The organism is Proteiniphilum sp. UBA5384 (assembly GCF_002410825.1).
Lineage (GTDB): Bacteria > Bacteroidota > Bacteroidia > Bacteroidales > Dysgonomonadaceae > Proteiniphilum.
In genome coordinates this window covers 1-18,539 of record NZ_DHOS01000054.1, presented here as the reverse complement: position 1 = coordinate 18,539, position 18,539 = coordinate 1, and the positions used below count along the sequence as shown (strand labels likewise).

Genomic DNA, 18,539 nt, shown 5'->3' with positions numbered 1-18,539 from the left:
CCAAGATTTGGGGGTAATTATATTAAAGGTTATTCCTGTTTGGTTGGGATCATGTTTCCTGACTACAGTCCCGTCTTTTGCAATAAGATCGTATGTAATGAAAGCTGGTCCGCCATCACCATTTTCGTTCTCAAAGGTACGTCCGTATACTAAAATATAGGGAGATAATTCCCCTACTTTAATTTCAAATTCATAACCACTATATACGACCTGTTCTTTATCGTATATCCATGAATCGAAGGTATAGAATTTAATTGTATACGACTCTTCTGTCAAATCGTCTGTTAAGGTGTAGTACACTCTTATCTTTTTGTAATCATTTGATTCGGGATCATCCTCATCTCCCGGAGGCATAGCTAAAAATTCAATCGATGATAACTGTAAGAATGTAAACGTTCCATTTGGTTCCACAGTAATTTCTCTATCAATAACTAAATATCCATCATCTACCTTTCTTAATTGTAATATGCCCGTTAATGATTCTGTCAATACATAATTGATATTACCCTGCTCGGTATTTAATTCAAATCCATTAAACGTAGCCTTATATTTATCACGTTCTTCATGTGTAGCCCATTTTATATCCAAACTGAATTTAGTGTACTTATCTTCAGAGTAAGTATCTATCTTATTCCCAAGTTTAATAAACTGGATATTTTTATTGCTTGTCAAAGTCAACTCTTCCGTATAAACTGGTTCTTTATTTCCTTTTTCAAAAACCGTTAGTTTTCCGGTTGGATCTGCTCTATTTATATAATATATACTTTTTATTGTATCGCTATTAAACAGGATATCATAATTACTTCTGATGTTCGCGGGCGAAACGAAATCAGCACTTAATGTATAAAATCCATCAATTTCGCTAATTAAGTCTTCTTCGCTATTACAACTCACAACAGAAAATAAAACAAGAGCAATTGCTATATAATTTATTATTTTTTTCATAATTTGTCTCATTTTAGAATTTATAACTTGCGCTTAATGAAAGGTTGATTCCTTTCTTTATCCGGCTCATAACATAATCCCCTTTATTGTAATTCATGTCACCTGTTAAATCCATGTAAATGGCTCCCGATTTTCCTGTTTCCGGATCGGGATTTTCAGCAGTATATTCTATTATCCGGGTATTTCGATATACGATGATATCCTGATTAAAAATGTCGGAAATATTGAATTTTAATTCCAGACGTTGGTCCTTCATCAAACGGGTTGAAAATTGCAGATCCAATACATCTCGCGAATTTTCATACTGGTCATATTTTGTTTCTTCTCCGGCATAGACCAGCTTTCTTCCGTTACGGTTATAATTGATGGCAGCACCGATAATGTTTTCTTCATATGCAAGCCCTAAATTAAGGGTATAGGGGCTCAAACCCTGTAAAGGACGATCACGGTCGAAGTCAGGATTAGAATCTTCTATATTCGGATTTAATAATTTTTCCTGATTATACTTTACATTGGCTTCCATCCATGTGTAGTTACCTGTAAAATAAAGATGCCGTAGTGCCGGGGAAATAAAACCTAATCCTTTTCGCCAGTTGAATTCCATGCCTTTAGCCGTGGAATTGTCCAGGTTCATATTGTACATTTCAAAATTCTGCATATCGCTTAGCATACGCATAACCATCTCCACCGGTTTGATGAATTTCTTATGGAAGTAGCTGACGGATAATACTTCTCCCGGACGTGGATACCATTCTACCCGGACATCGTAATTATGGATACGGCTTTGCTCAATACCTGAACCGTTTATTACCCATACACGGTCATCTACGTTATAGTAGCTGGATTGGGATAACTCCCTGAAATCGGGACGGGCAAGGGTTTTGCTATATGAAGCCCGGGCATTCAATTCAGGTGTCATGCTGTAGATTAGGGTTGCCGCAGGTAGCCAGTCTGTTTTTTTGATAACGGTTGTACTATCTATCATCCCTCCGCCTATTGTTTTTTCCAACATCTCAGTCGTTACATGCATGTCTGTTTTCTCCATCCGTAGGCCACCAACCAAGCGTAATTTTCTCAAAAAACTGAAGTCGCCCATCAGATAGCCGGAATGGATATCTTGTCCCCCCTCATAATAGTCGGCCTTGGTTCCTTGCATCCCGGAAAGCTCATATATTAACGGATTCCCTCCAAAATGTTCCGAAGCAAAATACTCATCTATAGGCAGTCCTATATCTCCCTGATTGGGAGCATTATAATCTCTCATTGCTTTCAAATATTGTTGCTCGAAATTAGCTTTGCGAAATGCTCCCATGTATCCTATCTTTATGCTTTGACGATTGCCTTGTATAATGAAAGGATGTTCAAGGCTCGCTCCAATATTTTTCTTTGTCTCATGTAGCTTGCTGTACATGATATGCCCACTCCCCACATTAAAGCTATTGCCGTAATTTGTAGACCACCCCCAATCAATTAAGCTAACCTGATTTGCGGATTCACTTACGATAGAGCCCTGAACCATCCGGTCATCGGGATTGGTTCGGGTAATATCGTTGTAAGAAGCATTCCAAGACGCAATTAACTTGCCTGCGAAAAGATTGTGTTTACCATCCAACTGCGTTTGCCAAAGACTGCTTACCAAGGGTACGCTGTATTGCTCCACCAGACTATAATTTTCATAATATTTGTGGATATAACGTTGTTGGTTGGTATGATTGAATCGATTGTTAAACAGGTTACGCCATGTAATGCTGTGCCCACCCATCCGCCAACCGGTATTCAGCACAGCTCCAATACTTGTGGCTGCCTTATAACGGTATGAACCTTTGTCCGATGGCTTAAAGATGCTGTCACGGGTAATCATATTCGCTTCCAGGATTTCCTCCGTATTCTCTTCATGCCTGTAAGTCAAGGCTGCGACAACTCCCAGAGAGCTTCTCCCTAGGTTGAAAGGAAGCCCTGCAGTAAGACTGTAATTCTGCATTGGTGCAGCTTTATATCTACCAAAACCATAGGTGTTTTTTTGTCCTGCATTAATGATATTCTGTGCGGTAGCGGCTTCATCCCCTCCTGAATACCATTTTCGTTTGTCAATTTCACCAAAGAACCAGTCGGAGCCGAAGCGTTTAGTACTGTAAAAATCTTTTCCCGTACTGATCGTGTTCATCCCTGTCCCGGTACCTAAACTAAGGAATTTTTCATCTGGAACGGCTAATGTGTTTACTTCGACGAGTCCTCCTGTAAATTCACCCGGCATGTCAGGAGTAAAGGTTTTGCTGATAGTCACGTTATCCACCAGACCGGAAGGAATCACATCGAAAGCAAAGTTACGGCGGTTAGGCTCGGTGCTGGGCAGCGAACTGCCGTTTAGCTGTACATTATTATAGCGTTCACTCATACCACGCACAGTTACATATTTACCGTTATCGATAGTAACTCCTGATACACGTTTCAGAACTTGTGCCACATTATTGTCACTGGTCTTTTTGATCATATCGGCACTGACTCCGTCGCTCATAGCCGCTATGTTTTTTTGCTTGGCATAGAGTCCATTTGCCGAGGCCTGTCCATAGGTCGCCGTTACCACCACTTCGCCCAGCTGCTGTGTAGCCTCTTTCAGAACCACGTCCAGAGGGGTGGTTTTGCCTGCCACGATCTTTACATCGTTTACTTGCAGGGTTTCGTACGACATGAAACTAATCAGGATAGTGGTCGTTCCTGCCGGAAGTTGAGTCAAAGTGTATTTGCCGTCGGCGTCAGTGGCTGTACCGGTCGTTGTTCCTTTCACCACCACCGTTGCCCCGATAACGGGGATTCCTTTTTCGTCAAGAACTACGCCGGAGAGGATACCTTTGCCGGAGGCTTCTTGTTGTGATTCATTTGTTTTCTTTACTATGACATACGAAGTTTCCGCAGTCTTTTTATAGGTAAAATCGGTAGAGGCAAGCGTTTTATCCAGAACTCCATTAATGTCATGTGCATTTACTGTAAGTTCCGGCACGGAAATATCTTTTTGTCCGGGATTGTACATCACATTGACTTTGTAGTCTTTAGATAGCTTGATAACCCGTGCAGCCAGCGTTTCATGTGGGTATGTTTTTGTTCCCGGACCTTGTGCCCACATACTGGCAGGGCAAAACAAGAGGCCAATAACAAGCAGGCTGAATACCCACCGGATTGAATTGAATTTCTGTTCCATTGATAAAATTTAAAATTTGATGATAAAAAACTATTATCTATTTGTTAATTAATTGTTTAAGTCGATGAATATCCTTATCCCCAGGCACAGGGAAATAACTGTCCCATTCGTGGAATGAGAAAAATATTTTCAATTTATGGGAGGAATAATCTTTTTACCTATATATAGTCACCCTTTCAGGGCTGATCTTCTTATATTTTACATTGTAAAGCAAACAGACCATATCCATTACCTGTGCGAAACCCGCATTTTTTTCAAACGAGACGACGACCCTTTCGTTTCGCAACACATCATTGTCCAATATGATTTCTATATCATACAGTTGCCTGACCCTTAATAAAAACTCGTCAATACCGGCATTTTGCAGTACGAGCCTGCTATCCATCCATGCACCCGCATCCTCCCAACTAATGGTAGATTCATGCACACTTCCGTCGGATTTCGCATAAACGAGTTGCCGGTTAGGTGTAAGCGTTGCAATAATCCTGTCATTCTCCTGCACTTCCACTTTACCTGTCCTCACGGCAATGCTCATCTCGGAAAGCTCTTCATATGCTTTCACATTAAAACTGGTACCTCTTACGACGGTTTGCAGGTTTTCATTATGAATAATAAATAATTTTTCGGGATTCCTGGCTACGTCGAAATAAGCCTCCCCTTCGATCCACACTTCCCGCTTTTTCCTGTTGAACGCCTGTTCATCATAGCTGACCTTACTGCCCTTATTAATTGATAGCGAGGTACCGTCAGGGAGTGTTGCGTGCCTTATCCCGTCTTCTGCCGATAAGATGATCATGTTATTACTCCCTTCATTGTTGGCCACCGGCTCTTTTTTGCTGCCTTTGCCAATATCGCCGAAATATATCACGGAGAATGCCGTTATAAGGAGCACCGCAGCCACTGCCGCATATTTATAAAGGGGAGCAAGGAGAATACGCCTTTCTCTCTCCACTTTCTCCGATTTGCGGGGCTCCAATTTAGGAAAAACCCCGTCCGTGATACGCTGACACCCCCTGTCGAGTATCTCATCGGTGACTTCGATCCGTTCGGGCAAATCTTCCGGATTCCATTTTTCAAGGCTTTCACGAGACTTTTCATCAAGGGTATATTTATCATACCTGTCGAATAATCTTGTAATCCTCACCAATGCCTCCCAATAACTTCCGTCTTCTTTCTTCATTCAATATATTGTTATATGATGGCTGTCTTCTTTTTTACGGGGCATGACATCTACCCCTCTATATAGATATACAAAACTCAACCGCTTTTTCGGGCAACGAAAATGTTACATTTTCCATTCAAAGCTGTTACACCAAGTATATATAGTTGAAAAACAATATTATATGATTTGAAAATATTTTTCTCTTTCATCAAATAATTTTTTATTTATGATAGTTTAACAACGAAAATTCCGCATTTAACCGTCTTGTAATATCATTCTTGTACTTTTGCGTCGAAATTGCAAGCATTAGAACCAGAGAATTGGGATATGTCCGATAAAGAATTGTTAGACGCCATATCAACAAAGGACAAATTGGCCTTTGAAGTATTTTATGCAAGATATAACCGTTTGTTATATAAATGGGCATATACCCGTGTAGCTGATATTGAACTGACGGAGGATTGTTTGCAAAACTTCTGGCTTTCGGTCTGGGAGGAGCCTGAAAAAATAAAAACGGATGAACAGGGTTTGGCAAAGCAATTTCTTCTGCGTCGTTTTACCCACCGGATACTGAACAGCATCAAAAAAGAGATGGCAGGTGCTTTCGAGCATTATCCCCTTTCTGATGAAGCAAAGGACAGTCAACCTTACTGCCATGTGGAGGAAGAATTGAATGTCCAGGAAATTCATTCATTAATAGACCGTTTGCTTCAGGAGCTTCCTGAAACGCTCAAGGAGGTGTGTACCCTGCGTTGGCGAAGGGATTATTCGACAAAGGAAATTGCCGTAGAACTAAAGATTGATGAAAGGACTGCCTCTTACAAGGTAAAGGACGGACTTGCCATATTAAAGAAATCACTGAAAAAATGGTATGGAGATAATGAGCCTACCATTAAGGTATTGAGGGATACTTCTTCCTCTGTTATTTATATTATTTTTTTTGCCGATAAAATTGTTTGAAATATCCAATAATTCTCCCGGCTCCATTACTCAAAATTCATGGATATGTCTGATCAGGAAAAGTATGACCAAATATTTGAAGCCAACCGTAAATGGATAGAAAAGAATAAGATAGAAAATCCCGGATTTTTTGAACTGTTAGCTGCGGAACAACATCCTGATTTCCTGTACATCGGCTGTTCCGACAGCCGGGTGCATCCGAACCAGGTGATGGGATTGAAGCCGGGAGAGGTCTTTATCCACCGTAATATCGCGAATATGGTGAACTCCATCGACCTGAGCGCACTTTCAGTCATTAATTATGGTGTGGAGCATCTCAAAGTAAAATATATCATTATCTGCGGCCATTACGGTTGCGGGGGCATACAAGCGGCCATGCAGAATCTGGATTATGGGATCCTTAATCCCTGGTTACGGAGTATACGGGATGTATATCGTCTCCATCAAACAGCGCTCAACACCATTGAAGATACGGAAGCCAGGTACCGGCGTTTCGTTGAAATCAATGTCTATGAACAATGCCGTAATGTATTAAAAATGGCTGAAATACAAAAGTCCTACTACAAAAACGGATATCCCAAAGTGGCCGGATGGGTGTTCGATATGGAAGATGCCCGGCTCCATGATCTCCATTTCGATTTTGAAGGAGAGCTTGCAAAAATCAAGGAGATCTATGATATTACGGGGAAATTGTAATCCCCCGATAACGCTTATCTTTGTGCCATGAAAGAAGAAGATCAAAATAAAAACATATTATCCGGTCTGGGGATTGAGAGCTTGAATGAGATGCAGGAAGCAGCCCGCCATGCCATCATCAAGGAACGGAATGTGCTGTTATTATCCCCCACCGGCTCAGGGAAAACACTGGCTTTTCTCCTGCCTGTGCTTCAGTTACTGGATGAAAGCATCGCAAAAGTACAATGCCTGATTGTCGTACCCTCACGGGAATTGGCCCTTCAGATTGAGCAGGTATGGAAAAAGATGGGAACAAAATTCAAGGTAAACGTTTGTTATGGCGGACATGCTATGGATACCGAACTGAAAAACCTGAGCAGTCCCCCGGCGTTGCTGATCGGCACACCGGGGCGGTTGACCGACCATCTGGAAAGGAAATCGTTCGATACCGGCTCCATCAAAACCTTGGTGCTGGATGAATTCGACAAATCCCTCCAGTTGGGTTTCCGGGATGAAATGGATACAATCATCAGCCAATTGCCGCGCTTACAAAAGAGAGTCCTGCTTTCAGCCACATCCGACATAGAGATTCCGGATTTTGTAAAAATGGAATCGCCTGTGACGCTTGACTATACAGAAGAGGAGAAAAACGAGGCCCTTTCGGTCAGGCTTGTCTTGTCCCCGGAAAAGGACAAGATCGATACTTTGTTCCATCTTCTCTGCTCCCTCAATTCAGAACCGGCACTGATCTTTTGCAATCACAGGGAAGTCACCGAACGTATCAGCGGTTTATTGCACAGGAAAGGAATCGAGACCGGCTATTACCACGGCGGCATGGACCAGGACGACAGGGAGAGGATCCTTGTACGGTTCAGGAACGGAAGTCTGCATTACCTGGTGACTACCGATCTGGCAGCCAGGGGGCTGGATATCCCCGAGATGAAGCATGTAATCCATTATCATCTTCCGGTCAAGGAGAGTGAATTCGTTCATCGTAACGGACGTACTGCGCGGATGCATGCTTCGGGAACCGCCTATATTATACAATTCAAAGAAGATAAGCTGCCCGATTATATTTCCGGTACTTTGGATGTCTTACCGGTTGCAGCAGACAATCCCCTACCCGATCCCCCCGAATACCAAACGATTTATGTAAGTGGAAGCAAGAAGAACAAACTGAATAAAAGTGACATTGTCGGTTTCTTTTTGCAAAAAGGAAAACTCGACAAATCCGACCTGGGGCTGATTGAAGTGAAAGACTTTGTTTCTTTTGTTGCCGTCCGTGCATCCGTCGTAAAAACGCTGCTGACGAATATCCGGGATGAAAAAATGAAAGGGAAGAAGTATAAGATTGAAGTGGCCAGATAGGGCGGTCTGTCCAGCAATGGGCTTCATACACATCGCCGATCACTCCCGATTGTACCCACTCGGCCACCTGACGGCGTCGATCGATTTTTCCATCCGGTCAAACATTATTCTCCAGTCCTTGAACTGTCGGGCATCAGGATAGTCTTTGAACGTCTTGGCGGCATATCTCCAGTCGACATCACAGAGTGCCACAATATTCCCTGTCTTCATGTTCGCCAGGTTACGGCATCCCATTCCTCCCACTCCGATCCCGGCGATATTCAGTTTGTCACTGGGAGAAGTGTATCTTCTTGCTTTGCCCAAAATAGTATTGGGTACAATGGTAAGGCCTGCAGCCCCCCATGGCTGCGGTCTTTAAAAATTTTCTACGTGAATAACTCATATAAACTATTTTTTTTGCAACAATTCAAAAACGGTCAGTACGGGACGATGGTCTGAGGTGACTAAGTCCGGCACGACTTGTGTCTCCTTCACTTGTAAAGCGTCATTACCCCGATAAAATATGTAGTCGATTTTAACTGTTGGCTTTGGACTCGGAAAAGTGAACTCTTTACTGGTTGAATCGAACCATTCTTCTTTGAGTGTGGCTATTGAAGAAGCGGAAGGGGCAGCATTAAAGTCCCCGCCAAGTATTATTATTTCGTCATCATCCGATACAAAAAGTTCATTTATTTTTCTAGCCTGCAAAATTCGTCGGGCTTCACTTTCATGGCAAAAATGTGTACAAATGAAGGACAATGTGTTTTCCTCATTCAAATGCAATTTAACTTTCAAAGCTCCCCGGTCTTCCAATTTAGCTGGATCGGTATTGGGTAGTTCTGTATATTCCGAACTTTCAATTGGAAATTTTGAAAGAATAGCAATGCCATAATCACCTCCACTACGATCTACTGTTTTTCCAAAAATCACATACATTCCGGTAAGTTCCGACAGCACTTTTGGTTGATCGATCTGGTTTGTCCGGTCTGTAAATCGGTCAACTTCCTGAAGGGCCACAATATCCGGGTTTAGGTCTTTGATGACTTTGGCTGTTTTTTCGAGATTCAGCTTATTGTCCATATCAATTCCTATATGGATATTATACGTCAAAACACGTAGCTCAACGGCACTATATTGTCGCGCCGGTATGGCAACTTGATTCTTGAAAGTTATGCTATCTTTTGCATACACAATAATTTTTCCTTCACGCTCCGATTGAGAGGATGGCAATGGTGTAGCCTTGAACGAGCAAATTTGTTTTCCCTTAGTTTTTGGCTTTTCTGATGTCATTTCGATCCAATCGGGTAAAACGAAATCAATAAGCACATTACTGTTTATTTCTAACGAGAAAGTAAGCCCTTTGTTTTCATTCACAAGAACTTGTTCTTCTTTTACCGTAAGTTCAGATTTTACGGCTGTTTGTCTTACTAATATATACTTTTTTTTCCCTTTTGATTCAACCTCAATATGAGCAATACGCTCTTCATTTAATTGATCATATTTTTCAACTGTTACTTTAAGATTTTGTTCTTTATCGGGTATAATTTCAACTGAACACCATGATTTGTCTGATGAAGCTGTAAATTCCGTATTGCTGAATACCTGGACTGTTTTAAAAGATGCTTCGGGCCAAAAGACCAGTTCTTCAGAAGAAATAGTGAAGTTCAAAAATGACTCATCTGATTTTCCTTGGCAGGAAAAGTAAGTACAAACCAGTAAAACCCATAAAATGGCCAAAATATAATTTATCCTTCTCATATTATTAACGTTTTATATTGGGGTTTCAGATGGAATTTGCCTATAATCAATCATATTTTTGGTTATGAACAATTATTATGCCTGTTCCATCTGAATAATCAATAGTCTATTTTTTATACCCCAATGCTTAATCAGACAATTAAAACAGGTTATCTTTGATTTCAAGCCTTAACTCTTCCCTCATCTCAAATGTATCGGTCCCTTGCTTATAAGAATAATGCAATAAGAAAGCATGATATCGTTTATAGCCATCGTCATCGACACGGTAAATATTAGGATATTCCGTATCTCCATCAATCTGGGTCACTTGAAGCTCTTTTACGGGAGTTATAGTAACCCGGTTATCTTCACCAATTTCAAGATACATGCCATTTGCCTCAATTTTATCCAAATCAGATTCGAATGCGACATTACTCACCATCACTCTTACTTTATTACGGCTGATGGGATCCATTCGTTTGGTGCCGGGTAATTGTGTGGTATTCCGGATGGCGCGCATCGTATAATTTGTAATTGATTCTTGTGTGGCCCACTTATTCTTTATGAGTACCCTATAAAGCACATAGTCTTTATCCGGATTTACTTCATAGGTGGAATTGGATATCTTCAACGGAATAAAATAGATAGAATCAGGAGATAAACCTTCAGGGCGAACACTGATCTTCATTCGACCAGAATAATCACCAGCAGGGATGTTGATCTCATAGGAGTCTATTGTATACATTTCTTCAGGCAACATTTTGGCATACTTCGAAATGTCGACATCATAATTATTGATATTGAATTTTTCAATGACCTCTGTGTTTAAAGACAAAGAGAGGTATATCATCTCATCAGAAGGGTGTGTTCCCCCACAAGATGCTCCCACATATCCGGTTGATTCGGGGTCATATAAATCATGCACAACCGGGAAAACATTATAATCTTCGTTACTGACTAAAGCTATCACTTTTTTGAACTGTTCTTTTTTATAGACGTCATCTATATCGCAAGAACTAATAGCTATGGGAACAAGAGTTATGAGAAATAACTCGAGATACAATATATTTTTCATTATTCTGTGTGTTATATTTATCTGGGATTTATACAATGCTTGATTATTACCACCCGGGATTCTGATCGAATGAAGGAAGACGGCGGATTTCAGTCCGGGAAATTGGCAAGAATATCATTTTCTTATTTACAACGCGACTACCGATCCGTGACGTATTGGGAACTACTCTTTGGAAATATCCTTCATCGGAAGCGTCAACATTCATTCCTGTAATGGGTGTTCCTTCAGACTCCTCGTAAATACCCCAGCGACGTACATCATAATAGCGTCGGTTCTCATACAGGAACTCTATCATTCTTTCTTTTTCAATGAGCGCTTGCATTTCTTCCGGTGTTTCAGTCCCTTTAATTCCAGGTAATCCGGCACGAAAACGGACCTGGTTAAAAGCCTGGGCTATAGCCTGCATATCACGGCTGTAAGTCTGAGACTGGCCATCAGTATCTATCGTATGGCTTTGCGTGAGATTATTCAGTGCTTCAGCGTATGATAGAAGTATTTCCGCATACCGGATAATAGGGAAGACTTTATCCATTCTACGGGCATTCACACCCTGCCAGGCGTCCATCGGATGGATGTATTTCTTGATTACATAACCGGTAGGCGTAAAATTGACACCTCCAACATTGGGATTAGATTTTCCACTACTGGAACTATAATCGTAGGTTACTGTAAACTTGCTATTTCCTGCATCTGTAGCTGAAAGAGCCGGCCAATAACATCCACTGAATCCTATATTGGCATAGAAACGCACCTCCCGGTTTGCGTACATATTGGATACTCCCGCATTTAACTGGTAGTTTGAGAAAACCTGTTGTTTATCCATAAAACCGGTTTCTGTATAGAGATCAGATTCCTGGATCGTTGTCCCGTCTGCCATATAGAATGCATCAACCATCTTTTGAGTGACAGCCAAACCGCCCCAACCTCCACGGTCTGCAGGAAAAGCGCCCCGCATATATGATCCCAGCGAACTCGATTTATAGGCCCAGATAAACTCAGGGTTGATAGAAGCCACGCATTCACCGTCAAACATATCAGCGTATGAATGATAAGGGTCGATTCTGCCGGCTCCATTTGGGAAATCATCGGCCGGAACATTCGGAGGCAATGGAGGGGTGAATTCATCACGCTCAACCGTATAGAGCTTATAAAGCGGATTACCGCCATCACTCATCTCCATCACGCGTTTACAAGCGGCAGCGGCTATGGCCCAACGCTTTTCATCCTGATTTTGCGACACATAAAAAGCACCATCACTCTTCCGTGTCCAATTACCAAAGTAGGAACGGGCTGCCTGCCCTCCGTTAAACAGCGGGCTTGCATGCATTAACCGTAGACGGGCAACCAAAGCGTAGGCAGCACCCTTTGTCGGACGACCAAAATTGAGTATAGGCAGGGTTGTTGGCATATACTTTGCTGCCTCTTCAAATTCACTGCATATGTATTCAATTGCTTCATCATAGGTACTACGGGACTTATCGTAATATTCAAGCCCGGCATTATTCTCCACGATCTCGTCATAAAGCAAGATGGGAGGCCCATAATCCACAATGATACGATAATAGGCATAAGCACGCAAAAAACGGGTCATTCCAATGATGTTCATCCTGTCAGTCGTCCCTAACCCCGGGACTTCATCAATACGGGTAAGAATCGTATTACATTTACGGATCACTTTATACGAGGTATTCCAAGTCGTATTGAAAAAAGGACCAGGTGATTCAGCATTAATCATGCCTTGTACAAACCTCATTCCCCCGTAACTGCCGTCAGACGCAATATTAAACATAGTAAATGCCTCATCTGTGGCCAATGGCCCTGGAGTTGATTGTGTGGAGGTACTAAATATTTGTCCCTCATCGGGAAACAACTCTGCCGCACCCCACATGTATGCTTCAACATAACGCTTCTGACTGAAAATTGAATCTTGCTTAAATTCATCTGAAAAGTAACTATCTATATTGAGATAGTCACAGGAATTTAAAAGTAATATTGCAATTGTCGCCAGGAAGAGCGATATTATTTTTTTTATAGAAAGAGCTATCATATTCATCTTGTTTTACTTTTATAGATTTATATATAGTTGAATTGAATAAACCGAAGGAATTGGATATACGCGTCCATTCTTATTGGCTTGTTCCGGATCGAAAAGCTTGACCTTGTCTAAGACGAATATATTATTCCCGACAAGTTGTATGTCGACAGAAGCGACTCCTATCTTACGTAACATATCAGATTTCCAGTTATAATTCACGGTGAGTTCTTGTAATCTCAAATAACGGGCATCACCCTTCCAAAAGTCAGATAAAACTGAATTATTGGCATTTTTTCCATACTGTAAACGAGGAAAACGGGCGTTAGGGTTTTCAGCCAATTGAGGATCAATCCCATTCTCAATGGCATATTCCATTGGTATCCACCTGTTTGAAGGATTATTCGCGATAGTTAATACATTACCTGATCTACCATCGAAAAATGGAACATATCCCATGCCATTCCCATCTTGTCCCACATAGTAAAAATCGGTTTTACCGGTGCCTTTAAACAATAAGCCAAGGGTAATATTTTTATACCTGAATTCAGCGCCGAATCCATACATTAAGGAGGGATATGTATTATTCGATAGTGGAACCTTGTCCGTCGCGTCAATCTTTCCGTCCCCATTTACATCTTTATATTTTATATCACCCGGCTTTTGCCCGCTACCTAGAGCTGCTTGCGAAGGACTATACTTGACGTCATCTTCATCTTTAAATAGACCAAGCGACTGGTATCCTGATATATATCCGTTTGGAAGGCCTGATTTCTGCAAATAGGGATATTCTAAATAGGCTTCTTCCCAATTCTGCACTTTACTGTTTGAAAATGTGTAGTTACCCCTTACAGTAAATGACATTTCTTTATTGATATCATGCGTATAACTGATATTACCGTCACTCCCAAAACTTTTCATCCTGCCAACATTCCCGTATGGCATGTTAATAAGCCCTACATAGTTTGGAATTTGCATTCTCGATTGAAAAATTCCATTTCGCTGATCTGTAAAGAAATCAACTACAAATTGTAATTTATCATCAAAAAAGCGGCCCTCAATACCGATATCGGTTTTAATGGCTCTTTCCCATTTCAGGTTATCCGCACCAATCCAACTTTCATTGATTGTTTCCACTGCATTGCCATCCCAAATGCTATTGCTTCCTAATCCCACCATTGTCAGGTAAGGAAAACGCCGCGAAGTAATCCGGTCATTTCCAACAGTACCATATGATCCTCTAATTTTAAAAAAATTCACCCATGGCATTTTCTCCTTTACAAATTTATAGCTTGTGGGCACCCAGCCTAATGCCAGGGAAGGGAAAAAACCATATTGTTTACCCGGCTGGAAATTTTCAGAACCAGTGAATCCAAAATTAAAGTCCATCATATAAGTATCCCGGAAACTATATGTCAACCGGCTTGAGATTCCCTGGTATCGTACGGGGATAGCTGCCAGACTCGATGTGGATTTGTCTGTATATTTTTCATCGCTTATATAATAATAGACAAGTCCCGAAACCCGGTGGTCATCCGAAAACAAGCGGTCATAGTTCAACGTTCCTTCAAAATGATATTTACGGTATTGATTCGTAGTCTTGTTGTAACTTGCGGCTTGTGGCGCGACACTCTGGCGCATGATTAAACTCCCATCGTGGTGACGTCCCAAAGCCTCATAAAGGGCGGGCTGGATATACCGCCGTTCATAAAAATAATTCTGCACATCATAAGCTCCTTGTACCTTGAATTTCAACCCATCCACAATGTGGGAGAGGTCTTGATTAACGGCCAATGTCGTTTTTCCCTTGTAGTTCTGTGTGGATGATTTGCCGGTATAATTCAGCAAGACATAAGGCGAGGCAAGGTCATTATTTCCGGCGGCAGGATACATGCCGTTTGAATATATGGTTGGAAATGCCAGGGGATTGAGTTGCGATTGGGCATACCACAAATAATCTGTATTGGCGATGCCCGGGTCATTCCGGATAGACAGATATCCATCCGTACCGAAATACAACACGGTAGACTCTCCAAGATTCATGTCAATGTTTGCACGGTAATTATAGGTGTTATATCCCACGTTCGACGAGTAAACACTGCTTTTATCTTGCTTATATGCCGCCGTTTCATCTGAGATACTGCCGCTTAAGAAATAACGTGCCACCTGACTCCCACCTTGCGCACTCAGGTAATAAGTCTGCTTGAATGAATTCGGATTCAATATCTCATCTTGCCAGAGGACATCCGGATAAAGGTCGGGGTCAAGATTGTATTCAATCTTTTCCATATCCAACGGGCTATACAATGCGGCGTCCCCACGAATCACATTCGCCTCATTCGCCAATTTCGCATAGTCATAAGCCCGGAGATATTTTGGCATCCGGGTAAGATGGGAGAGAGACCAATTTGAACGCGCTGTAATATTTAATTTGCCTCCCTGCCCGCGTTTGGTGGTTATCAATACAACGCCGTTAGCTCCTCTTACGCCATATACTGCCGTAGCCGAAGCATCCTTTAAGACAGAGAAACTTTCCACATCTGCCGGATCAATTGAATTAATATCTCCTTCCAATCCGTCAATGAGTACAAGTGCCCCACTGCTTGCACCAAAAGTGCCGATTCCACGCACCCAGAACTCGGAAATGTTTTTCCCCGGTTCACCGCTGGTTTGCATCGAGATAATGCCTGCGACTTTACCGCCTAAAAGATTGGCAATAGAAGCCGAAGGGGTCTGTAAATCTTTCACATCTACCGTTGTTACTGCCGCCACTGATGAAATTTTCCGTTGGATGCCATGGGCAACTACCACCACTTCATCCATTTGTTCGGAAGATGGTCTTAGATGTATTTTCAATTTTTTCTCCTCGGTGGTTACCAAATATTCCACATTTTCGTAACCGATATACGAGATAACGATAATATCGTTTTTTCTTGCTTTAATGGAAAAATTCCCATCTATATCGGTGCTGGTACCGATACCCACTTTTTCCTTGAGATACACACTGGCTCCGGGAGCTGGAATTCCGGTTTCATCCAAAACCGTACCTTCCATTATGAATTGTTGCCTATCCTGAGCCGTAATAGTGAAACACACCAGCAACATAAGGGCGATTAAATATCTTTTCATTTTTTATTATACTAATGGATTATTCTATAGCCAATTTTCTTACACGAGAATTTCCGTAATCAGCAACATATACTGTTCCCTCACCGTCTACACCTACCCCTTGCGGGTTATTGAAGAGAGCGTCCTCTTTGCTCCCATTCTTCCAACCTGCCACCCCGGGAATGCCAACCACAGTTTCCACTATATGATCGGGACGAATGCGACGTATGCAATGGTTGCTTTTATCTGCAATATAAAGATTACCGTCAGGGTCAAAATAAATCTGATAGGGTGCATTGAACAAGGCTTGAGAAAGCTCCCCGTCCCTATGCCCCGAACCGGCGGCATTCAACCGTTTAAAAGAACTTGGATCCCGGATATCCATGCTATAAATACCCCCCGCCATACTCCCTGAACGGACAGCAAGATAGAGCATCTCCGGATGTAAAGGATCGAAGGTTACCCCTTCACTGGTTCCTGCCGCCGTCATGTAAACGATATCCGTATCCATGGTTTTGGGATTGATCTTTACAATCTGACCGTCGTAAAAACGGGTATACACACATCCGTCCAATTCACAAAATCCCATAGAGTGTTTCCATGGATTAACGGGAAGAGCATGGCCATTCAGGTTTCTCCATATGATATTCTTCATCCTCGGAGCCCAATACTCCTTGGGGTCACAGGTGTAGAAGCCTGTAATGGAGTGTTCCGATGGAATATAGATAATACCGGTCTTTTTATCTGGACAAAGTGCATCCGGAATAATTAAAGCTGAATTTCCCATTATCAGGGAGGTCGCCAATCCTTCCATTTCATTGATACGGATAATGCCGTACTGGTTATTTGCCGATTCTCTTGAAGAGGCAAAAATATTTCCTTCATTATCAACGCATATATAGGCAGGTCGAAGCGTTGATTCAGATAAGGCTCCCCCCTGGTAAGCCGGAGTGCCGTTTCCTACGACATCGCTGACGGATACCGACATTCTATAATAAAAATTCCGGCTATAAATCACCGAATCATTCCCCACTACCACCGATACGGAACATGTGTCACCAGGCATACGAGGTACCATCACCAACATACGATCTCCTACCGTTTTAATGACGGAGGCTTTTTTCTTATTGAAATAAACCTTCACCAATGAAGGATCATTGCCAAAATTGCTTCCTTGCAATATGACTGACTCACTGATTCTTCCGGAATCAGGATGAAACGTTGTTAACTCCACAGGTTTGGACGGGTCGTATTCAATTGCACTACCCAGGTCTTCTTTTTTATTATCACAAGAAATTAAAATAGAAGAAGACATTATAAACAAACCTATTATCTGCAAATAAATAAAGATAAGACGTCTTTTTGTTTTCATTATTATTAAAGATTTTTTAAACAAATAAGATTGATAATTTCATGATTTTCAAGATGAAAAATGGATTACACAAATATTTTTTTTAGCATCATGATGTACTATGTTTCTGGTTTAATCCGTTACAAATGGCAAATACCCTGTCGGTATTTATACAAAATAAAATCAGTATTTCCGGCTAATGCCGGTTGAGAGAAGAAAGAGTTTTCAGGTAACTGAACCCCGGTTCGGTATCAGACAATCGTGCGATGAAGTATAGATTATTGAATATTGAATAAGACTCCCGGTAATCAGATATTCAACGTCTTATTCGATATGGCTCTAAAGTATATGTATGGATATAAAAAAGAGGCGCGGACGATTGTCTATTCCTTACTACAGGCTCAGCAAGTGCCTTCCCAAGAAAATATGACAATGTCCACGCCCTTATTGCTAAGGGCGCTTCCATTCTTTGATCTCTTGGTTTGAATTTTGCTGATTCGTAGTAAAGATCAAAAAAGCGCTATATTATTTCGTATCGTGATTTACGATGGAAAGACAACTGCCTATGAATGATCATCAGAAGGCACTGATTCTATTCCTGTCATAAATGCGCTACAAAGATAATAATTCGTTTTAAATTCTATGTTTTCATACACATTTTGTTTTAAGTTTTAGAAATCTTTCGTAACTTTGTTTCTCTTAATCAGCGTGAAGTGAGAGTAATTGTTTTAACTTGGAAAGCCATCTTTCCGATAGATAGCCATAATTTGACAATGCAAATGAATAAAAAAATAATGTAAATTTACGCTTTATTTAAATGTTTCGCACAAGCGTATGCAGAAAACTTACAATTGTAAGGCGCGTTGTACAAGGAGACATACAAGTTGTATAACTTCTTATAAAATTATCTTCATCTTCTATTTTCTATTTATCTTTCCTCTAAAAATCCCC

General features: G+C 41.3%; 11 protein-coding genes and 1 pseudogene. 3 read left to right on the top strand and 9 right to left on the bottom strand.

Annotation, left to right across the window (positions count from 1 at the left end; all coding sequences use genetic code 11):
• The 3 genes from B4G81_RS10855 to B4G81_RS10845 all read right to left on the bottom strand — a co-directional run.
• The coding region (locus tag B4G81_RS10855) for a hypothetical protein (RefSeq protein ID WP_294082388.1) at positions 1–945 on the bottom strand (945 nt) is incomplete at its 3' end.
• Positions 946–958: 13 nt separating this feature from the next.
• Positions 959–4,141, bottom strand: a complete 3,183-nt coding sequence (locus B4G81_RS10850) for a TonB-dependent receptor (protein ID WP_294082386.1) — start codon at positions 4,139–4,141, stop codon at positions 959–961.
• A 154-nt stretch (positions 4,142–4,295) separates the two neighbouring features.
• Positions 4,296–5,321, bottom strand: coding sequence for a FecR family protein (locus tag B4G81_RS10845; RefSeq protein ID WP_294082384.1), 1,026 nt, complete (start codon positions 5,319–5,321; stop codon positions 4,296–4,298).
• Between the two features lie 309 nt (positions 5,322–5,630).
• Here B4G81_RS10845 and B4G81_RS10840 point away from each other — a divergent pair, with 309 nt between their 5' ends.
• Genes B4G81_RS10840 through B4G81_RS10830 form a run of 3 tightly spaced genes read left to right on the top strand, consistent with a single transcriptional unit; the run spans position 5,631 to position 8,306 of the window.
• The gene (locus tag B4G81_RS10840) at positions 5,631–6,263 is read left to right on the top strand and encodes an RNA polymerase sigma factor (protein ID WP_294082383.1); all 633 of its coding nucleotides are present in this window, start codon (positions 5,631–5,633) and stop codon (positions 6,261–6,263) included.
• A gap of 45 nt (positions 6,264–6,308) precedes the next feature.
• Positions 6,309–6,959, top strand: a complete 651-nt coding sequence (locus B4G81_RS10835) for a carbonic anhydrase (RefSeq protein WP_294082382.1) — start codon at positions 6,309–6,311, stop codon at positions 6,957–6,959.
• Between the two features lie 27 nt (positions 6,960–6,986).
• A complete protein-coding gene (locus B4G81_RS10830; RefSeq protein ID WP_294082381.1) occupies positions 6,987–8,306 on the top strand; it encodes a DEAD/DEAH box helicase in 1,320 nt (439 codons plus the stop codon).
• Here B4G81_RS10830 and B4G81_RS10825 read toward each other — a convergent pair.
• The 6 genes and pseudogenes from B4G81_RS10825 to B4G81_RS10795 form a co-directional block, all read right to left on the bottom strand.
• Positions 8,296–8,688 (bottom strand): annotated as a pseudogene (locus tag B4G81_RS10825) (twin-arginine translocation signal domain-containing protein); the annotation flags it as partial. The gene B4G81_RS10830 and the pseudogene B4G81_RS10825 overlap by 11 nt on opposite strands.
• A gap of 5 nt (positions 8,689–8,693) precedes the next feature.
• Positions 8,694–10,043 (bottom strand): endonuclease/exonuclease/phosphatase family protein, encoded by a 1,350-nt coding sequence (locus B4G81_RS10815; protein WP_294082378.1) that lies wholly within the window; start codon positions 10,041–10,043, stop codon positions 8,694–8,696.
• 139 nt (positions 10,044–10,182) lie between these two features.
• On the bottom strand, positions 10,183–11,097 hold the full coding sequence (locus B4G81_RS10810) for a BT_3044 domain-containing protein (RefSeq protein WP_294082376.1): 915 nt from the start codon (positions 11,095–11,097) through the stop codon (positions 10,183–10,185).
• Positions 11,098–11,143: 46 nt separating this feature from the next.
• A complete protein-coding gene (locus tag B4G81_RS10805) occupies positions 11,144–13,144 on the bottom strand; it encodes a RagB/SusD family nutrient uptake outer membrane protein (RefSeq protein WP_294082390.1) in 2,001 nt (666 codons plus the stop codon).
• An 18-nt stretch (positions 13,145–13,162) separates the two neighbouring features.
• Positions 13,163–16,258: a SusC/RagA family TonB-linked outer membrane protein gene (locus tag B4G81_RS10800; protein ID WP_294082374.1), complete on the bottom strand. Its 3,096-nt coding sequence runs from the start codon at positions 16,256–16,258 to the stop codon at positions 13,163–13,165.
• Between the two features lie 19 nt (positions 16,259–16,277).
• Entirely contained in the window at positions 16,278–17,609 is a 1,332-nt protein-coding gene (locus B4G81_RS10795; protein ID WP_294082373.1) for an IPT/TIG domain-containing protein, read from the bottom strand.
• Positions 17,610–18,539: the final 930 nt, after the last annotated feature.

Bases quoted from the DNA above. Each gene is read 5' to 3' on its own strand.
- B4G81_RS10805 (WP_294082390.1), bottom strand. From the start codon at position 13,144: ATGATAGCTCTTTCTATAAAAAAAATAATATCGCTCTTCCTGGCGACA.
- B4G81_RS10850 (WP_294082386.1), bottom strand. From the start codon at position 4,141: ATGGAACAGAAATTCAATTCAATCCGGTGGGTATTCAGCCTGCTTGTT.
- B4G81_RS10840 (WP_294082383.1), top strand. From the start codon at position 5,631: ATGTCCGATAAAGAATTGTTAGACGCCATATCAACAAAGGACAAATTG.
- B4G81_RS10845 (WP_294082384.1), bottom strand. From the start codon at position 5,321: ATGAAGAAAGAAGACGGAAGTTATTGGGAGGCATTGGTGAGGATTACA.
- B4G81_RS10810 (WP_294082376.1), bottom strand. From the start codon at position 11,097: ATGAAAAATATATTGTATCTCGAGTTATTTCTCATAACTCTTGTTCCC.
- B4G81_RS10835 (WP_294082382.1), top strand. From the start codon at position 6,309: ATGTCTGATCAGGAAAAGTATGACCAAATATTTGAAGCCAACCGTAAA.
- B4G81_RS10800 (WP_294082374.1), bottom strand. From the start codon at position 16,258: ATGAAAAGATATTTAATCGCCCTTATGTTGCTGGTGTGTTTCACTATT.
- B4G81_RS10815 (WP_294082378.1), bottom strand. From the start codon at position 10,043: ATGAGAAGGATAAATTATATTTTGGCCATTTTATGGGTTTTACTGGTT.
- B4G81_RS10795 (WP_294082373.1), bottom strand. From the start codon at position 17,609: ATGAAAACAAAAAGACGTCTTATCTTTATTTATTTGCAGATAATAGGT.
- B4G81_RS10830 (WP_294082381.1), top strand. From the start codon at position 6,987: ATGAAAGAAGAAGATCAAAATAAAAACATATTATCCGGTCTGGGGATT.